Genomic DNA, 18,924 nt, shown 5'->3' on the forward strand with positions numbered 1-18,924 from the left:
TCTGTGGCGCTTTTATGGTCTGGCTTTTGATTTATCTTAATATACATTCGCTCACCCATTGTAAGCATAAACCACACAAAATGCCACCGCTGAATTATTGCCAATTGTAATAAATATAGAAAAAATTGCGAAAAATATTGCCTTTATTGAATTTTTGGGTAAAAATATAGTGATGCATTTTGTCTTTTGGGTAAGCTTAGCCATTGACATCATCACCAGATCAGACATTTATTATGGCAGCTATGCCTATTATTCAGGAATTTACATGACCGATTTACGCCCGATTGCCCTTGATTTACAAGACATTCACAAAAGCTATGGTTCGCTTGATGTGTTAAAAGGCGTGTCTTTGACGGCGTATGATGGCGATGTCATCAGCATTTTGGGTTCGTCAGGTTCGGGCAAATCCACTTTGCTGCGCTGCATTAATCTGCTAGAAAATCCCACCTCAGGCAAGATCATTGTCGGTCAAGAAGAGCTTAAGCTTAAGGCCAAAAAAGGCGAGTTGGTGGCCGCTGATAGCAAGCAGCTAGAAAAATTGCGCTCAAAGATCGGCTTTGTCTTCCAAAGCTTTAACCTATGGCCGCACAAAACCATCCTCCAAAACATCATCGAAGGCCCAACTCAAGTGCTGGGCATCAGCAAAGACGAAGCCATCCAAGAAGCCGAGCGACTGCTTGCCAAAGTCGGCCTATTGGACAAAAAAGATGCCTATCCTGATAATCTATCGGGTGGTCAGCGTCAGCGTGTCGCCATCGCGCGTTCGCTTGCAATGAAGCCACAAGTGCTTTTGTTTGATGAACCGACATCGGCACTTGACCCTGAGCTGGTCAATGAAGTGCTGGCAGTGATGCGTGAGCTGGCCGCCGAAGGTCGCACCATGCTGATCGTCACTCATGAGATGCGTTTTGCTCGTGAAGTCTCAAGCAAAGTCGTCTTCTTGCATCAAGGCCGCATCGAAGAGATCGGCACGCCAGAAGAAGTGTTCGATAATCCCAAATCGGCACGCGTGCGTGAGTTTATGGCATCACATCGATGAGTAAGGCGCCAAGTTTTTGCCTTTTATATTAAACTGCCCTGATACTGACACCAAGCTTTGCCATAGCCAAAGATCCGTTTTAGCCAATATTAGCCCAAGGAGTTTTTCATGATCAAACCATTTGCCCTACTGTCTGTGGCAGCCGTGACACTGGTTGGCTGTGCCAAACAAGACGCGCCAGCGGCAGCAGATGCCGCGCCAGCTGCCGAACAGCGCAACATCGTCATCGCCACAGAAGCAGCATACCCTCCATTTAACGACACCGACGCCAATGGCAATATCGTCGGCTTTGATGTCGATGTGATGAATGCGCTGTGTGCCGAGATGAATGCCAAGTGTCAAATCGTCGCCCAAGATTGGGATGGCCTAATTCCAAGCCTACTGGCCAATAAATACGATGCCATCATCGCAGGCATGTCAATCACCCCAGAGCGTCAAGCGCAGGTCGATTTTTCAGATTCTTATTTTTCAAATACCATCGTCTGGCTGGCCAAAAACGATGGCAGCTTTGACCCAAATAACATCACCAACAAAACCCTAGCAAGCCAACGCTCAACCACTGGCGCAGCTTATATCAGTGAGCGCTTTGATGGCAAAGATGGCAACCGTGTCAATCTGTACGACACCTACACCAATGCCTATTTGGACATGAAATCTGGCCGCAGCGACGCTGTGATGGCCGAAAAAGTCTCAGCATCTGATTGGCTAAAACAACCAGGCAACGAAGCCTTTGGTCTGATTGGCGATGAGATCGACAATAACGACAATCTGGGCATCGCTGTACGCAAAGGTGACAGCCTAAAAGCTGATTTTGATGCTGCATTGGCCGCCATTAAAGCAAATGGCAAATTGGCAGAAATTGAAAAAGCTCATTTTCAATAATCACAAACCGCGCGCCCATCGTGGTGCGCCATGATGTTAAAAGGTGTTAGAATCAATTTTTTGTCGGACAACTAAGGAGCATGTCATGAAAGCAATCCAATTTACCACCGCACTGTTGGCAGCTGCTGTCTTGGCAGCATGCAGTAACGACCAGCCTACCCAAAGCCAAACTGCCGCAAGCACCGATTCGGGCGCGACTAAGGACATCATCATCGCCACCGAATCAAGTTTTAAGCCATTTAGCTATTTGGACAATCAAGGCAATTTGGTCGGCTTTGAGATCGATCTTGCCAATGCGTTGTGTGAGCAAATGCAAGCCAACTGCACCATCGTGAGCCAAGATTGGGACAGCCTGATTCCAAGTTTGAATGCCAATAAATCAGACGCGATCATGGCTGGCATGTCAATCACCGAAGAGCGCTTAAATGCAGTGGATTTTAGTGAGCCGTATTTTGACAATACTTTGGTACTGATTGGTAAAAAAGGCGACCCAACCACCATTGATGGTGTTCAAGGTAAGACCGTCGCCACCCAGCAAGCCACCGTTTCAGCAGAATATCTGGCCAAAAACCATCCAGGCGCTATCGTAAAGACCTATGATAAGCAAGACAATGCCTATCTGGATCTGACTGCAGGCCGCGCCGATTACATGCTATCTGATGTCGTACCTGTGTCTGATTGGCTAAAAACCGACGCTGGTGCCAATTATGAAATCAAAGGCACGCCAATCGATATCGGTGATAAAGTTGGTATCGCAGTGCGCAAAGGCGATGCGCTAAAAGCAGACTTTGATGCGGCATTGGCCAGCCTAAAAACCAATGGTAAGTACGACGAGATCGTCGGCAAATATTTTGACGCGCAAGCGGTCGCTCAATGATTTGATAGATCGGCTTAGGTTGACATGCCTAAGCCGATCGGCCAGCACATAAGCCAAATTACCAATCACCATCAAGGAGTAGATTATGAAATTAAAAACATTTGGACTGATGGCAGCCATGATGGCGACGATCGGCCTGACTGCCTGCGGCGGTCAAACTGACAGCACGCCTGCTGCCACCGATGGCGTTATTCGCATCGCCACTGAAGGCGCTTATGCACCCTTTAACTATACCAATGCCGATGGCAGTTTGGGCGGTTTTGACGTGGATATCGCCAATGCGCTATGCGCCAAGATGCAAGTAGAATGTCAAATCAGCGCCCAAGATTGGGACGGCATCATTCCTGCACTTAAAACTGGCAAATTTGATGCCATCGTCGCAGCAATGTCGGTGACACCAGAACGCAGCGAGCAAGTGGATTTCAGTCAGCCGTATTACATCAACTCATTGGTATTTTTGGCAAAAAAAGGCTCAACATTTAACCCAAGTGATGCCGCTGCCATCGAATCGGCAAAAATCGTCGCTCAGCGTTCGACCATTTCAAGTCAATGGCTGACCCAAACTTATCCAAACAGCCAACCGCAGCTGTATGACACCCTAGATAATGCCTTTATGGATCTGGGTAATGGCCGTGCCGATGCCATGATTTCTGACAAATTACCAGCATTGACGTGGCTTAAATCAGATGTTGGCCAAGGCTTTGAGATCAAAGGCGGCGACATTGACATCGACGATAAGATTTCCATCGCTGTCGATAAAGGCAACAGCGAGCTGCTAAAACGATTTGATGATGCTTTGGCAGCCATCAAAGCTGATGGCACTTATCGCCAAATCGCCGTCAAGCATTTTGGTGAAGAAGGCGTGCCAGCTGGCATGGAATGATTTTAACGGCGCGATGATCGGCCAAACCCAGCTTTCGGTGATGCCATCTCACCGAAAGCTTAGACGCTTGCCAGTTTTTGGCATCGCGTGATATGGATGGCAATTTTACCACAGTTATCAGCACTCATTTTGTAGGCATTAAGGTATGAAGCGTGTTTGACTTACAAGGCTACGGCCCGCTTTTGATAAAAGGCACTCTCTTAACCATTCAGCTGGGCTTGGCCAGTTTGGTGTTTGGCCTGATTTTTGGCTTATTGGGCGCACTGGCCAAACTGTCAGGCGTTTGGATTTTGGAAAAAATTGCCAACGCTTACACCACTGTCATCCGCGGCATTCCTGAGCTGCTGATGGTATTTTTTATCTATTTTGGCGGCAGTTTGATTTTGGCAGCTGTTCTTAAGCAGTTTGGTTATACAGGTCGTATTGACATCAGTCAATTTTGGGCTGGCGTGGCGGCATTGTCTATCATGTTTGGTGCCTATGCCACCGAAGTGTTTCGCATGGCGATCCAAGACATCCCAAAAGGCCAATGGGAATCAGCTCAAAGCATTGGCATGACGCCATTTCAGACCTTTCGCCGCATCATTTTGCCACAGATGTGGATGGTAGCATTGCCAGGTCTTGGCAACCTAACCTTGGTACTGCTTAAAGACACTGCATTGGTCTCATTGATCGGTCTTAAAGACCTGATGTACTATGCTGGGCGTGCAGGTCAGACCACTCAGCAGCCCTTTACTTTTTTGTTGGCAGCAGCAGTGATTTATTTGGCATTGACCTCGATCATCACACTTGTGATGACATGGTTTGAGTCTCGTGCCAATCCTGCGGCTCGCTACGCCAAACAATTACGCAAGCTGGGGGTGAAATCATGAGCTGGAATTGGCAAGCGATCATCGAGCATTTCCCCGAGCTACTCAAAGCGTCACTTACTACCATTGAACTGGTCGTCATCTCTTGCGCGATCGGTTTGGTGTTTGGCGTTTTATTAGGCTTATGGCGATTATCGCCGATACTTTGGCTGCGCGCTTTGCCTGCAGCATACATTTTTTTCTTTCGTGGGACACCGCTATTGGTGCAAATTTTCTTGATCTATTATGGCTTGGGTCAATTTGCCACCTTCAGAGAGTCGGTGCTATGGGGGCCAGTATTCAGTCAAGCTTATTGGTGTGCGATCATCGCCTTTACCCTGAACACCTCGGCTTATATCGGTGAAATCGTGCGCGGTGCCATCTTGGCAGTGCCAAAAGGTGAGCTTGAGGCAGCTGATGCCATCGGCATGTCAAAACTCCAAAAGCTCAAACGCATCACCCTGCCGCGAGCGTTTGGCATCATGATACCTGCTTATAGCAATGAGGTGATTTTTATGCTCAAAGGCAGTGCTTTGGCGTCGGCCATCACTGTGGTTGAGCTGATGCATACCGCCAAAAACATCATTTCAGTCACCTATTTGACTTTAGAAATGTACTTTGCTGCAGGAGTGATTTATCTGGTGATCAGCTGGATTTTCCTATTTGCCTTTAGACAGTTTGAACGCCATATCAATCGCCACAAGCGCTATGTCCCACCTGTCGTCAACAACCCCAATCCTCCGATTTAAGGATTTGCCATGACTCTACACACCATCATTTTAGCCGCCGGCAAAGGCACTCGCATGAAATCACGCCGCCCAAAGGTACTACAAACCTTAGCAGGTAAGGCATTGGTTCGTCATGTACTTGATACTTGCCAAAGCATCCAATCTGACGGCACAGTGCTGATTTATGGCTTTGGCGGTGAGATGGTCAAGGCGGATTTGGCAGAGTATGCCGTGACCTTTGCCGAGCAAGCCGAACAACTGGGCACAGGTCATGCGGTCAAGATGGCACTGCCGCACTTGCCTAATGATGGCAAAAGCTTGATTTTGTATGGTGATGTGCCGCTAACCCAAGCGGATACCTTGACCAAGCTTGTTGAAGCAAACACCGATGGCATCTCAATGCTGACCTTGAATGTTGCCAATCCATTTGGATTGGGTCGCATCATCCGTCAAGATGGTAAAGTCGTCGCCATCGTTGAGCAAAAAGATGCCACCGATGCCCAAAAAGCCATCACCGAGATTAACAGCGGCATCTACTGTGTGGACAATGCCCTACTACATAAATACCTACCAATTCTCAGTAATGACAATGCCCAAGGCGAATACTATCTGACTGACATCGTCAAGCTTGCTGTCGCTGATGGCGTCACCATCGCAACCATCGCCCCAGAGCATGAGTTTGAAATCGAAGGCGTCAATGACCGCATTCAGCTTGCCGCCCTTGAACGCACTTATCAAGCCCATCAAATCCATGCCCTACAAATCGCAGGCGTACAATTTGCCGACCCAAGCCGAGTCGATATCCGCGGCACCTTGACAGCGGGCAGTGATGTATTTATCGACATCAACACCGTCTTTATCGGTGATGTCAGCCTAGGCGATGGTGTGCAGATTGATGCAGGTAATGTGATTAGCAACACCAGTATCGGTGCAGGCACGCACATCAAGCCAAACTGCGTCATCGATGACAGCATCATCGGTGCTGATGTCGCCATCGGTCCATTTGCACATTTGCGTCCAAAGACCGTACTGGCAGACAAAGTCAAAATCGGCAACTTTGTCGAAACCAAAAAAACCCAAGTCGGCCTAGGTAGCAAAATCAACCACCTAAGCTATGTCGGCGATGCCACCTTGGGTGCCGATGTCAATATCGGTGCAGGGGTAATTACTTGCAATTATGATGGCGTGAATAAATTTAACACCGTCATCGGTGATAACGCCTTTGTGGGTAGTAACTCAAGCCTAGTCGCCCCTGTCACAGTCGGTAAAGGTGCGACCATCGGTGCAGGCTCAGTCATCACCAAAGATACACCAGATGATAAGCTGTCTTTGGCTCGCGCTCGCCAAACCACCATTGATGGTTGGAGCCGCCCCACCAAAAAATAAGCCCCAAAAAAACTGCCGCTCATCTTGAACGGCAGTTTTTTTATCAAATTACTTGTGCTGACCCAGTTTGGCACTGATCTCACGCAGCAACAAAACCTCTTCTGATGGCTCTTCTGGCGCAGCAGGCTCTTCTGATTTGCGGCGCAGACGGTTCATGCCCTTGACCATCATAAAGATGATGAACGCTAGGATGATGAAGTTAATCACCACTGTGATGAAACTGCCATAAGCAAGCATCGGTGCTCCAGCTTCTTTTAGCGCATCATAAGTCATCGGCACGCCTGCAGGGGCATCGCCAAGCAAAATAAACATGTTTTTAAAATCAAACTCGCCACCCATGATGAATGAGATGATCGGCATGATGATGTCTTCTACCAGTGAAGTGGTGATCTTACCAAATGCAGCACCGATGATCACACCGACTGCCAGATCCATCACATTGCCTTTTAGGGCAAATTCTTTAAATTCTTGAAGCATACTCATAATAGTTACTCAATTTATATCAATCAACAAAAAATACCCAATCTTCGGCAAATGGCGACATTTACACGAATGAGATCAGGTATTGCCAATTTTGCGATGCACAGTTGCACCAAAATGCGGTCATTTTAGCACAGCTGTGCAGAGTTTCTGTAGCATTTGATGGTGGCTGTGTTAAGGAATGTTACAGCCACCACGATATCAGTCTTTTTTACGACCGAAACGCTTACGCTCATTTTCGGTCAAGTAACGCTTGCGGATACGGATGGATTTTGGCGTCACTTCCACCAATTCATCATCTTCGATAAACTCCAGCGCTTGCTCCAGTGTATATTCAAGCGCAGGCGTCAAGATAATGGCATCATCCGAACCTGAAGCACGGATGTTGGTCAGCTGCTTGGCTTTGGTTGGGTTCACCACCATGTCATCCGAACGAGAGTTGATGCCGATGATCATGCCTTCGTACACTTCAAGCTGCGGCTTAGCAAACAGACGGCCGCGCTCTTGTAGGCTAAATAGCGCATACGCCAAGCAAGTACCTGTGACCATCGATACCAAGACACCGTTTTGGCGCTTGGCCACGCTGCCGTCTTTGGCAGGGCCATAATGCGAAAAGCTTGATGTCATAATACCCGTACCTGATGTCATGGTCAAAAATGCCGAGCGAAAACCAATTAAGCCACGAGATGGCACGGTAGCTTCGATGCGGATACGGCCTTTGCCATCGACTTCCATATTGGTCAAGTCACCCTTACGGTTGCCCATCTCTTGCATGACTGCACCTTGGTGCTGCTCTTCAACATCAAAAGTGACATTTTCATAAGGCTCGCACATTACGCCATCAATTTCTTTCATGATGACCTGCGGACGAGATACGCCCAGCTCAAAGCCCTCACGACGCATATTCTCAATCAATACGGATAAGTGCAATTCACCGCGGCCTGAGACTTTGAATTTCTCTGGGCTGTCAGTATCCTCGACACGCAATGCGACATTGTGGATCAGCTCACGGTCTAGGCGCTCACGGATATTACGCGAGGTGACAAACTTACCTTCTTTACCAGCAAATGGTGAATCATTAACCTGAAAAGTCATCGATACCGTTGGCTCATCGACGCTCAAAGCAGGTAGAGCTTCGACATGCTGAGGATCACAGATGGTGTCAGAGATATTTAGTGCATCAATACCAGTGATACAGACGATGTCGCCTGCTTGTGCCGAATCGACATCCACGCGCTCAAGGCCATGATAGCCCATGATTTTTAAGATACGGCCGTTACGCTTGTTGCCATCTTTATCAATGACAGTCACAGGCGTATTGGTCTTGACCGAACCACGCTGAATACGGCCAACACCGATGACACCAACGAAGCTGTTATAGTCAAGGCTTGAGATTTGCATTTGGAATGGACCATCAATATCGACCTTTGGTGGCTCGACGATATCAACGATGGTCTCAAACAGCGGTGTCATATCAGATGCCAGATTATCTGGCTCAAGACCTGCGATGCCATTGATACCTGATGCATAGACGATCGGGAAATCAAGCTGCTCATCGGTCGCTTCTAGGCTGTCAAACAAATCAAATACTTGATCAATCACCCAGTCAGCACGCGCAGCAGGCTTATCAATCTTGTTGATGATGACGATTGGTTTTAGACCACGCGCAAAAGCCTTTTGGGTGACAAAGCGGGTCTGTGGCATTGGGCCTTCTTGTGAATCGACCAACAAAAGCACGCAATCGACCATCGACATCACGCGTTCAACCTCACCACCGAAGTCGGCGTGGCCTGGAGTATCGACGATGTTAATGCGGTACTCAGTGCCAGTGCGGCCGTCCGTCCATTTGATGGCGGTGTTTTTGGCCAAAATGGTGATGCCGCGCTCAGATTCCAAAGCATTAGAATCCATCACGCGTTCGATTTCGCCTGAGCGCTCGCCCAGTGCGCCAGACTGCTGAAGAAGTTTATCAACTAGGGTAGTTTTACCGTGGTCAACGTGAGCAATGATTGCGATGTTACGCAAGTGCTTGATGTCGTTTGCCATAAATACTCATATAAAATTGTGAATCTTAGCAATATGCCAGATTTGGTGAAAATGTCTTGATACAATATCTTATCCCAAGATTTTGGGATAACTGCTTATTATACCATAAAACCTGGGTATTTTTAAAATATTTGATAAAACAGTGAAATATCAATGCTTAAATAATCCAGACATGATCATTGTGTCGTCAAACATGGTGATACCAAAAAACAAAAAGCCACCCATTTGGGTGGCTTTTTTTAGCGTATGATCTATCAAAAGATCATCGGATGTTTGCTAAATTATGGTTGAACAACCATGTCTTTAGTTTGATCTACAGTAGTAGTCTTAGTACCAGTGATCACAGCTTCTACGCGACGGTTCATTGCACGGCCTTCAGCAGTGTCGTTTGGAGCGATCGGACGATCGAAGCCATAACCTACTGCATTTAGACGGTTTGGAGCGATACCAAACTCGTTAGAAAGCATAGACTTCACAGCGTTCGCACGAGCTTCAGATAGGCGTTGGTTGTAACGCGCATTTGAGCGAGCTGAATCACGAGAAGCGTGGCCTTCGATTACTGCAGTTGCGTTCGGGAATTCTTGCATTTGTGCAGCGACTTTAGCAACCTCTTCACGGTATTGTGGTTTGATTGCTGATTTGTCGTAGTCGAAGAATACGCGTAGTTCTTGGCGTAGCTCTTCTACTAGGTTAACTTGTACTGGGCAGCCACGAGCGTCAACAACAGTATTTACTGGAGTGTCTGCGCATGCGTCTAGGTGATCAGGTACACCGTCACGGTCAGAGTCAACAACCACATCATCGATCACAACTGGAGCTACTGGCTCAACTTGTGGAGCTACTGGTACTACAGGAGCCAAACGACCGCCTAGAGTAACTTCTAGACCTGCTAGAGCTTTACCTTGAGTCCAGCTATTGTCTAGGTTGTGCTCAGCACGGACTTCGCCACGAAGTGCCAATGCGTCATTGATTAGGTAGCGTGCGCCTAGACCTAGGTTAGCGATGGTGTCTTTACCAGCGTCAGCAACTACAGAACCTGCATCAACTTGACCAGATAGACCAGTTTGAGTTAAAGTTGCTGAGTATGTAGCATCATTTTCGATGCTAGTTTTTTGCATACCACCACCAACTAGCACATATGGCTTGAACTTGGTAGCTGGGTTGTAGCCAGAGAACTGCTCAGTACCGATTAGGAAGTTTGCAGAGATGTTCTCTTGTTCAGCGCTGAAACGGTTTTGATCAGCGGCATAGTAAGAATCTTCTGATGCACGCGCTGATGGGTTAGTTACGCCATATTCAACTTGTAGTTGAGTAGATGGAGTTAGTTCAACGCCCAATGCTAGGCCAGTGTATAGGTCGCTTTTTAGCGCTACGCCACCGTTTGCTGGATTTTCAACGCCATCACGAGCATCGTTTAGTTGACGACCAGTTTCGAATAGACGGCGTTGCTTTTCAGCAGCTGCGTCTTCTTGTACATAGTTGTAACCGATAAGCGGAGTTACAGTTACGCCAGCAGATGCTGCAGTTGCAGCGCCAGCAGCCAAAACTGCAAGAGCGATTTGATTAAATTTCATAAATTCCTCCAAGGAATGGTTGGTTTTTCAAGATTACCGTGCCTATTGTAGCATAGTTATCCGTAATCTGCCAATAATCTGTTACAATTTTTGTAACTTTTGGCAGATGCAGCCATGCCGTTTTAGGCTTTTATCATGGCTTGTATTAAAAGCTTAACGGTAAATGAAATTATTTACAACCCCTTTTTTGTGAAAAATCACATAATATTACACAAAAATCCTATTTTTTTACGATTTTTTGCCCGATATGACAATTATGTGTCAATTTATGCCTCAAACGCCGCCTTCATCGCCTTGACCGCCTGATCTAGACCCATAAACACCGCATCAGCGATCAGTGCATGGCCGATGTTGAGCTCATGAATGCCATCAATTTGGGCGATGGCAGCGACATTTTGACGTGTCAAACCATGCCCTGCATTAACCAAGATTGTTGATTTCGCCTTAGCATGGTCGACGGCTGCCTTGACGCGACTCAGTTCATCGGCGGTCTTGGCAGCATCGCCATCAAGCGTGGCGTGTGCATAGGTACCTGTATGCAGCTCGATGGCATCAGCACCCAAAGTGATGGCAGTATCAATCTGATGAATATCAGGGTCAATAAACAGCGACACTTGAATGCCTGCTGCCTGCAATCGATCAATAAACTCACCCAAATTTGGCAGATTAGCGATATCCAATCCGCCTTCGGTGGTCAGCTCTTGGCGTTTTTCGGGGACAAGGCACACCCACGCAGGTCGTACATCTAGGGCGATCGCAAGCATCTCATCAGTGACTGCCATTTCTAGGTTCATGCGTGTAGTCAGTCGCTTTGCCATCTCATAGACATCCGCGTCACGGATATGGCGACGATCTTCACGCAGATGTAAAGTGATGCCTTCAGCGCCCGCCTGCTCACAAATCAGCGCACCTTCGATTGGACAAGGATAGCCAACACCACGAGCGTTACGCAGTGTGGCAATATGATCGATATTGACGCCTAATAGCGGTGTATTCATGGATAGACTTCCTTTATTGCGAGTTCAAATAACGGATGCTCTGTTGCCATAGCGTGCGACTATTGAGTGGCTTGTAGTCCAAAAGTGCATCCATCAGCTCTTTTTGTAATTGGCTCAATTGTGGTATCCACTCTAGCTGTGCTTGCATATCGCCTACTGCATTTGCCATCCTAAGTAGCTCATCGCCACGATAGCGTTGTCGGCTTAATTTCACCGTTTGGCCATAGCGATCTGCCACGCCTGCCACATCAGGAACAAACCCCGTCAACGGCACAAAGCGATACACGGTATCGGCATTGATCGGCACGCCATCGCCATCCACCTGATAATCCATCGCCACGCCAAGCTCATCAAATAACGCCTGCTCAAACTGGCGTAAATACAGTCGCATCGCCTGCATCTCAGCGGCATCATCAAGCTTTAGGCGGTCAAGTGCGTGCAGTTTGGTGGTTTTGGTGTGATACACTTGCCAAAGCTTGGGGCAAGGATTTTCAGCAGCCAAAAGCTTATACAGCACTTCATTCATATACAAGAGCGCATACTGCACCCGCCCTTTGATTAGATGATAATTCACCGCATCCATCTGTGGTGCTGGCACATCATCGATATCCATGCCATCGCACACCGCTCCAAAGTCTGGATGAAAGCCCAAACTGATTTGGCTAAAGCTTTTTAGGGCATTGACACCATTTGCCATCAACCAAATCGGTGCAAACAGCGGCATCCCCCGAGCACCCACGCCATGCACCACCCCATGCTCATAGCTGAAAAACTGATAAATCGCGCGTTTTTCTTGATAAGCCCGACTGTGCAACAGATAGCCATTGAGTGCGGTGGCACGCATGATATTCTTCCAAAAGACTCACCAATAATACTGGTAAAATCAATAACCTAAGCTATTTAATGCACGTTCATCATCCGACCAGCCACGCTTGACTTTCACCCACAAGGTCAGCATGATTTTACGGTCAAACAGCACTTCCATATCTTTACGAGCATCGATACCGACTTGCTTAATACGAGCGCCTTTATCACCGATGATGATGGATTTTTGACCTGCTCGCTCCACAAAAATCGTCGCATCAATAAAAGTCACCGCACGACGCCATTTGCCTGTCTCAGGGTCTTGGTGCGCAGGTTCGTCTTTAAAGGTGTCAATCTGCACAGTCAAATCATAAGGCACTTCATCACCTGATGTACGCATGATTTTTTCGCGGATAATCTCCGATGCCAAAAAACGCTCCGAGCGGTCAGTAATCTGCTCAGCATCAAAAATTGCAGGACGTACAGGCAGATAGTCACCAATCACCTGCACCAAGCGTTCTAGATTGTGGCGACGCAGTGCCGATACGGGTACGATGTCAGCAAAATCAAAACTCTCGCTAAAGCTTTCGATGTGTGGCAAGAGCTGCGACTTATCCTTAATGGTATCCGCCTTATTGATTACCAATACCACAGGCAGGTTGGTCGCTGATAATTTTTCGAGCGTCAATAAATCATCTTCACGCCACTGTAGTCCATCGACCACAAACAGCACCAAATCGACATCTGATAGTGCCGAAATCGCCGCTTTGTTCATACGCTCATTGATCGCGCGCACTTCTTTACTGTGGATACCTGGAGTATCAACAAAAACAATTTGCATCTCATCATTGGTCAAGATACCATGAATACGATGGCGTGTGGTCTGCGGTTTTCGTGAAGTAATAGAAAGTTTTTGACCCAATAAGTGGTTCATCAGCGTCGATTTACCAACATTTGGACGGCCGACAATCGCCACAAAACCAGCCTTAAAAGCGTCATTGGTCGGGGTTGATTGGCTGTCAAAAAACGCCGCAATGGTGTCTTCGTTGCTTACAGTTTTGGTGTCGTCAGTCATGTGATTCCTTGGCTTATATCAGATTAGCTTTGTGATAGTTTATTGAGCTGATTGATCATCAATTCAGCGCATTTTTGTTCAGCGATACGGCGTGATGTACCCGTCTCGGTGATGGCATGCGCGCCAGCAACCGCCACAGTACAGCGCACAACAAAAGTTTGATTTGGCGCATTGCCTTGGGTCTCAATGAGATCATAGATCGGCAGCGGCAGCTGATTGGCCTGCAGCAGCTCTTGCAGACGCGATTTGGCATCTTTTAAGACTTGTTCTTGACCGACTTCATCCATCAGATCGCCATACCAGTCCATCACCAGACGATGAATCAAATCATCATCACGGCTGTCTAGATATATTGCTGCGATCAATGCTTCAACTGCATCCGCCAAAATCGATGCACGATGGCGACCACCGCCCTTACGCTCGCCCACACCAAGGATTAGATGGCGTGACAGCTCAAGCTTTTCGGCAATCTGCACCAGCGTCTCTTGGCGCACCAAAGTCGCTCGCATACGCGTCAGCTTGCCTTCATCATGATGTGGATAACGCAAAAATAGGCTGCGCGCAATGATCACACCAAGCAATGCATCGCCCAAAAATTCCAATCGCTCGTAGCTGTTTTTGGGATCATAAGAGCGGTGCGTGAGAGCGCGCCTAGGCAGACTTGAATCACTAAATTGATGGCCAAGTTTTGCCGACAGCACAGGCAATCCTAGCTCAAAATCGGTAAAATAAGGCATCTGCCCTAAAGATTTTTGGGCAGTTTTTGGGCTTTTGACAATTTTTATGGTTTTTTTATTCACTCATGGATCCTGATGTCGGCTCGCGGCAACTGTATCAATCAATCGCGCCATTTCGGCCAAATGTCGGTAGATTCAAGCCTGGTTCTTTGTGCATCCAGATATAAGTGGCTTTGCCTGATAAATTGGCCTCAGGCACAAAGCCCCAAAAGCGGCCATCTTGGCTGCGATCGCGGTTATCACCCAGCACGAAGTATTGCCCCTCTGGCACTGTAACACGCCACTGACTGCCGCCAACGGATGCCTCAGGGCTTTGTAGTACCAGCGCTTCATCAGGATGAATACCTTGCTCACCAACATAGCGCGCCAAATAAGTATGCTCGCCCAACTGCTCGGTCTGATAACGCGCATAACGCTCTTCTTCGCGACCCAGTGCAGCGCGATCAGCATCGCTGATTGGCTGCTGATTGATCACACCAGGATACATCTGATCAACCAACGGCTGCGGCATATCATATTGGGCGGGTGTGGTATTCACCCTTTCACCATTGATTGACAGCACCCCTTTATCAAAGCTCACCGTATCACCAGGCAGGCCAATCACACGCTTGATAAAATACACTTTATCATTCACAGGATAACGAAATACTGCCACATCACCACGCTCAGGCGAGCCTGTGTCTAGGATTTTGGTATGGGTAATCGGCAAGCGCAGACCATAAGCTGTTTTATTAACCGCAATAAAATCACCCGTATAAAGCGTCGGTACCATCGATGAGGATGGGATATTAAACGGCTCAACGATAAAAGAGCGGACAATCACAATCACCGCAAGCACTGGCAAAAATTCATACGCCCAGCGAACTAAGGTCGATTCGCTTGGCGGATTGCCTTTTAAACTTGCCAATCTGACACGACTGGCAACGAAGTCCTGATGCGCCGATTGTACTGCTGCAGGCGTCGTTTCGTTCGGGATATAAGCTTCGGCATTGGCGGTGATTTGATGGCTGGCCAAGGCAGCATTCATGCGCATACGCTGTTTTTCATGCGCGTCTTCAGCTTGTTTGATGTCAGTGTGATAAGATTTGACAACGCGGTGCTGCTTTAAAATCAGCACATCCAGCAGCCAAACCAGCAAAAACACCAAAGTAACAGGCACAAGAATCAAATTAATATCAAAATCCACCAAACTCTCCTACAGCTGTGATGCTAGGCGTGATTGCCATTGGCATAGTATAACAACTGCTTGTATCATCTATTAGTCAATCGGTATAAAATATGTACAAATTATTCAATCAAACTGCTTGATTGGCCTTAGCTATCAACTTTGAGCACCGCTAAAAACGCTTCTTGTGGGATCTCAACGCTACCCACTTGCTTCATGCGTTTTTTACCGGCTTTTTGCTTCTCAAGAAGCTTTTTCTTACGGCTAACATCACCGCCATAACACTTGGCAAGAACATCTTTACGCATGGCTTTGACCGTGCTACGCGCAATGATTTGGCTGCCGATGGCTGCTTGGATGGCAACATCAAACATTTGGCGTGGAATCAGCTCTTTCATCTTCTCAACAAGCTGACCACCACGGCGACGCGCGTGCTCTTGATGGCAAATCATCGCTAGAGCATCGACTTTTTCGCCATTGATCAAGACATCGACACGCACCAGTTTATCGGCTTCATAGCGTTCAAAATTATAATCCAAAGACGCAAAGCCACGGCTAGCAGATTTTAATTTATCAAAGAAATCCATCACCACTTCACCCATCGGGATGTCAAACACCACCTGTACTTGGCGCGCCATAAACTTCATATCCACCTGCACGCCACGACGCTCAATGGCAAGCGTGATGACATTGCCCAGATATTCTTGGGGTACTAGGATATGACAGCGAGCAATCGGCTCACGGAACTCTGCGATCACACCGACATCAGGCAGCTTGGATGGGTTGTCCACATAGACAATATCGCCATTTTTCTTGACCACTTCATAGATCACCGATGGCGCAGTGGTAATCAAATCCAAGTCATATTCACGCTCAAGTCGCTCTTGGATAATCTCCATGTGCAGCATCCCAAGAAAGCCGCAGCGAAAACCAAAGCCCAATGCTTCAGAGGTATCTGGCTCAAAAAACAGTGCTGCATCATTGATTTGTAGCTTTTGTAGTGCTTCACGGAATTTTTCAAAATCGCTTGAATCAACAGGGAACATCCCAGCATAGACCTGCGGTGTCACCTTTTGAAAGCCTGGGATATTATCGACATCAGGAGTCTTGGCATGGGTGATGGTATCACCCACCGGCGCGCCTTGAATGTCCTTGATGCCCGCAATCACAAAGCCCACTTCACCAGCGTGTAGGACATCTGTCTCCAGTGATTTTGGCGTAAACACACCAATGGATGTCACCAGATGGCTCTCGCCAGTTGATTTGATAAAAATCTTATCGCCTTTTGCCACCGAGCCTTGGCGTACACGCACCAATGATACAACACCAAGATAATTATCAAACCAAGAATCAATAATCAGTGCTTGTAGTGGCGCATCACGATCGCCTACCGGTGCAGGGATGCGTTCTACCAAGACTTGCAGTAGCTCATCCACACCCAGACCTGACTTGGCAGACACTCGTGGCGCATCCACCGCTTCGATACCGATGATGTCTTCGATTTCTTCGATGACGCGTTCAGGCTCCACCTGTGGCAAATCGATTTTGTTTAAAACAGGCAGTACTTCCAAGCCCTGCTCGACCGCTGTATAGCAGTTGGCGACTGACTGCGCTTCGACACCTTGGGCGGCATCAACCACCAACAATGCCCCTTCACACGCCGCCAAAGAGCGCGACACTTCATAACTAAAGTCCACATGGCCTGGGGTATCAATGAAGTTCAGCTGATAACGCTCGCCATTTGGATGATCATAATACAAAGTCACCGACTGTGCTTTGATGGTGATACCACGCTCACGCTCAATATCCATCGAGTCAAGCACCTGCGCCTGCATCTCACGGTCAGACAAGCCACCGCACACTTGGATAAAGCGGTCAGCCAGCGTACTTTTGCCGTGGTCAATGTGAGCAATGATTGAAAAGTTGCGAATCTTAGAAATATCAGTCGGTTTTTTGGCAGTCATAAAACACTCGGGGTGCGTTGGGATGATACAAGTTAAGTTAAACCAAATATTGTACCCCAATTACCTTATTTTCGCTATCTTTTATCATCAGTTGATAAAATAATTTGCATAAAAAACGCCCATCATGGGCGTCGTATGCTGAACAGTCGCTAAAAGCTCGACAATCATCAGCCCAAGGATTGGTATTTGGATTTTTTGGGTGGTACGCCCACTTCTTGGGCATGGATATAGGGCAATGCCCACGGTGAAGTGCCATAAAATGAGCCATTGAGCTGCGTTTGCTCGATCAGGTATTCACGAAACTTCAGATAAAATTCATAATCAGGCGCAGTTGGATGAGTCCAAAACTCATCTAGACTTTGCTGATCGGTCAGTCCTTGGATGTCATACAATGCCCGACCCATGATTTTGGTGGGTTTTTTGTGATAAATCGACTGCAGGCCGGTGGTGCTATTGACCGTAATCATGCCGATGCTGTGGCGAATCAGACTTGGCAAGTGCATATCACAGCCATAATGCGCCCGTCCTGATATCCCAAGCTCATCCGCCCATTTGGCAATCAAACCCTTATAATCCCGATGTCCACGATCCAGCGGATGATGCTTGAATAAAATCTGCGTACCTTGTGGGGCAGATCTAGCAAAGGACACCATCACTTCCCGAATAAACTCAGTCACATCGGCATAATCACTATGGTGAGTAATTTGCGAATCATTATGCACTTGTAAGCTGACCAAATAAAACTGGCCACTTGCTTCATGCATCAAGCGTTTTTGTAGGGCTTTATCAGGATAATAACGCACCGCTTTACGAATCGGGGCAATCAGCCACGCCATCATCTCTTGCCAAATGGATAATCCCCGATAATGCTCATAGTGCGGATAATATCTTTGGCCAAGAAAAACGATGGCATAATAAACAATGCTAGCTGCGCACAGTCGCCAAAATCGGTTGGCGGTGTATTTTGGTGCGTCATTGGCCTTATCAAAATGCGCGACTTGTGCTGCATCCAACTGTGAGTAGCCATTAATGCCATACTCTTCAAGCGTGATATAATCTGGTCGTAGATACCCTTCTTCGAAGACGAAAAATGACACACCGCGCCGCTCACAGACTGCTTTGGCGATGGTATGATATGGTCGGCAATCATTAAAACAGACCACTGCATCGATCTGATATTCAGCGATAAGCTGTGTGATGAATGTATCAAATTCAGCAAGCGACCCGCGATAGTTACTCATCTTGTCTTTATGACAATAAAAGAATGCATCGCCTGCGTTGAAATTGATCTTATGTACCGTGCGGCCACCATCCATCAAAAATGTCGCAAAACGACAAAAAAAAGTCCCCATCTTACCCTGTAAGAGCAAGATGCGACGATGATCGAGCAGTCGTTTCATGGATGCAGACATAAGGCATTCACCTAAATCAAGATGGC

The 18,924-nt window shown here is 47.4% G+C and carries 17 protein-coding genes; 7 read left to right on the forward strand and 10 right to left on the reverse strand.

Annotation, left to right across the window (positions count from 1 at the left end):
• Positions 1–265 precede the first annotated feature (265 nt).
• The 7 genes from AZ602_RS08320 to glmU all read left to right on the forward strand — a co-directional run bounded on the left by AZ602_RS08320 (position 266) and on the right by glmU (position 6,643).
• Positions 266–1,039 (forward strand): ABC transporter ATP-binding protein, encoded by a 774-nt coding sequence (locus tag AZ602_RS08320; protein WP_078317511.1) that lies wholly within the window; start codon positions 266–268, stop codon positions 1,037–1,039.
• Positions 1,040–1,147: 108 nt separating this feature from the next.
• On the forward strand, positions 1,148–1,921 hold the full coding sequence (locus tag AZ602_RS08325) for a transporter substrate-binding domain-containing protein (RefSeq protein ID WP_103034504.1): 774 nt from the start codon (positions 1,148–1,150) through the stop codon (positions 1,919–1,921).
• A gap of 85 nt (positions 1,922–2,006) precedes the next feature.
• On the forward strand, positions 2,007–2,798 hold the full coding sequence (locus tag AZ602_RS08330) for a transporter substrate-binding domain-containing protein (protein WP_103034505.1): 792 nt from the start codon (positions 2,007–2,009) through the stop codon (positions 2,796–2,798).
• A gap of 85 nt (positions 2,799–2,883) precedes the next feature.
• A complete protein-coding gene (locus AZ602_RS08335; protein WP_103034506.1) occupies positions 2,884–3,681 on the forward strand; it encodes a transporter substrate-binding domain-containing protein in 798 nt (265 codons plus the stop codon).
• Positions 3,682–3,833: 152 nt separating this feature from the next.
• Positions 3,834–4,553 (forward strand): ABC transporter permease, encoded by a 720-nt coding sequence (locus tag AZ602_RS08340; protein ID WP_078317492.1) that lies wholly within the window; start codon positions 3,834–3,836, stop codon positions 4,551–4,553.
• A complete protein-coding gene (locus AZ602_RS08345; protein WP_078317493.1) occupies positions 4,550–5,278 on the forward strand; it encodes an ABC transporter permease in 729 nt (242 codons plus the stop codon). The genes AZ602_RS08340 and AZ602_RS08345 overlap by 4 nt, the downstream gene beginning before the upstream one ends.
• 9 nt (positions 5,279–5,287) lie before the next feature.
• Entirely contained in the window at positions 5,288–6,643 is a 1,356-nt protein-coding gene (gene glmU / locus AZ602_RS08350) for a bifunctional UDP-N-acetylglucosamine diphosphorylase/glucosamine-1-phosphate N-acetyltransferase GlmU (protein ID WP_103034507.1), read from the forward strand.
• Between the two features lie 48 nt (positions 6,644–6,691).
• Here the strand turns inward: glmU and mscL are convergent, their stop codons facing one another.
• The 10 genes from mscL to AZ602_RS08405 all read right to left on the reverse strand — a co-directional run bounded on the left by mscL (position 6,692) and on the right by AZ602_RS08405 (position 18,898).
• Positions 6,692–7,126, reverse strand: a complete 435-nt coding sequence (gene mscL, locus AZ602_RS08355) for a large conductance mechanosensitive channel protein MscL (RefSeq protein ID WP_078317495.1) — start codon at positions 7,124–7,126, stop codon at positions 6,692–6,694.
• A gap of 198 nt (positions 7,127–7,324) precedes the next feature.
• Positions 7,325–9,169, reverse strand: a complete 1,845-nt coding sequence (gene typA / locus AZ602_RS08360) for a translational GTPase TypA (RefSeq protein ID WP_103034508.1) — start codon at positions 9,167–9,169, stop codon at positions 7,325–7,327.
• Positions 9,170–9,450: 281 nt separating this feature from the next.
• Complete coding sequence (locus tag AZ602_RS08365) at positions 9,451–10,743, reverse strand: OmpA family protein (RefSeq protein ID WP_103034509.1); 1,293 nt, start codon at positions 10,741–10,743, stop codon at positions 9,451–9,453.
• Positions 10,744–11,009: 266 nt separating this feature from the next.
• Positions 11,010–11,741 carry a pyridoxine 5'-phosphate synthase gene (locus AZ602_RS08370; protein WP_103034510.1) on the reverse strand — a complete coding sequence of 244 codons (732 nt, stop codon included), beginning with the start codon at positions 11,739–11,741 and terminating at the stop codon, positions 11,010–11,012.
• A 13-nt stretch (positions 11,742–11,754) separates the two neighbouring features.
• Positions 11,755–12,585 carry a DNA repair protein RecO gene (locus AZ602_RS08375; protein WP_103034511.1) on the reverse strand — a complete coding sequence of 277 codons (831 nt, stop codon included), beginning with the start codon at positions 12,583–12,585 and terminating at the stop codon, positions 11,755–11,757.
• 39 nt (positions 12,586–12,624) lie between these two features.
• The gene (era, locus tag AZ602_RS08380) at positions 12,625–13,620 is read right to left on the reverse strand and encodes a GTPase Era (protein WP_103034512.1); all 996 of its coding nucleotides are present in this window, start codon (positions 13,618–13,620) and stop codon (positions 12,625–12,627) included.
• A gap of 23 nt (positions 13,621–13,643) precedes the next feature.
• Positions 13,644–14,357: a ribonuclease III gene (gene rnc, locus AZ602_RS08385; protein ID WP_103034524.1), complete on the reverse strand. Its 714-nt coding sequence runs from the start codon at positions 14,355–14,357 to the stop codon at positions 13,644–13,646.
• A gap of 97 nt (positions 14,358–14,454) precedes the next feature.
• On the reverse strand, positions 14,455–15,543 hold the full coding sequence (lepB, locus tag AZ602_RS08390; RefSeq protein WP_199174109.1) for a signal peptidase I: 1,089 nt from the start codon (positions 15,541–15,543) through the stop codon (positions 14,455–14,457).
• Positions 15,544–15,671: 128 nt separating this feature from the next.
• Positions 15,672–17,486: a translation elongation factor 4 gene (gene lepA / locus AZ602_RS08400; RefSeq protein ID WP_078317502.1), complete on the reverse strand. Its 1,815-nt coding sequence runs from the start codon at positions 17,484–17,486 to the stop codon at positions 15,672–15,674.
• Between the two features lie 167 nt (positions 17,487–17,653).
• The gene (locus tag AZ602_RS08405) at positions 17,654–18,898 is read right to left on the reverse strand and encodes a capsule biosynthesis protein (RefSeq protein ID WP_103034513.1); all 1,245 of its coding nucleotides are present in this window, start codon (positions 18,896–18,898) and stop codon (positions 17,654–17,656) included.
• Positions 18,899–18,924: the final 26 nt, after the last annotated feature.

The organism is Moraxella sp. RCAD0137, assembly GCF_002894025.1.
Classification (GTDB): domain Bacteria; phylum Pseudomonadota; class Gammaproteobacteria; order Pseudomonadales; family Moraxellaceae; genus Moraxella; species Moraxella porci.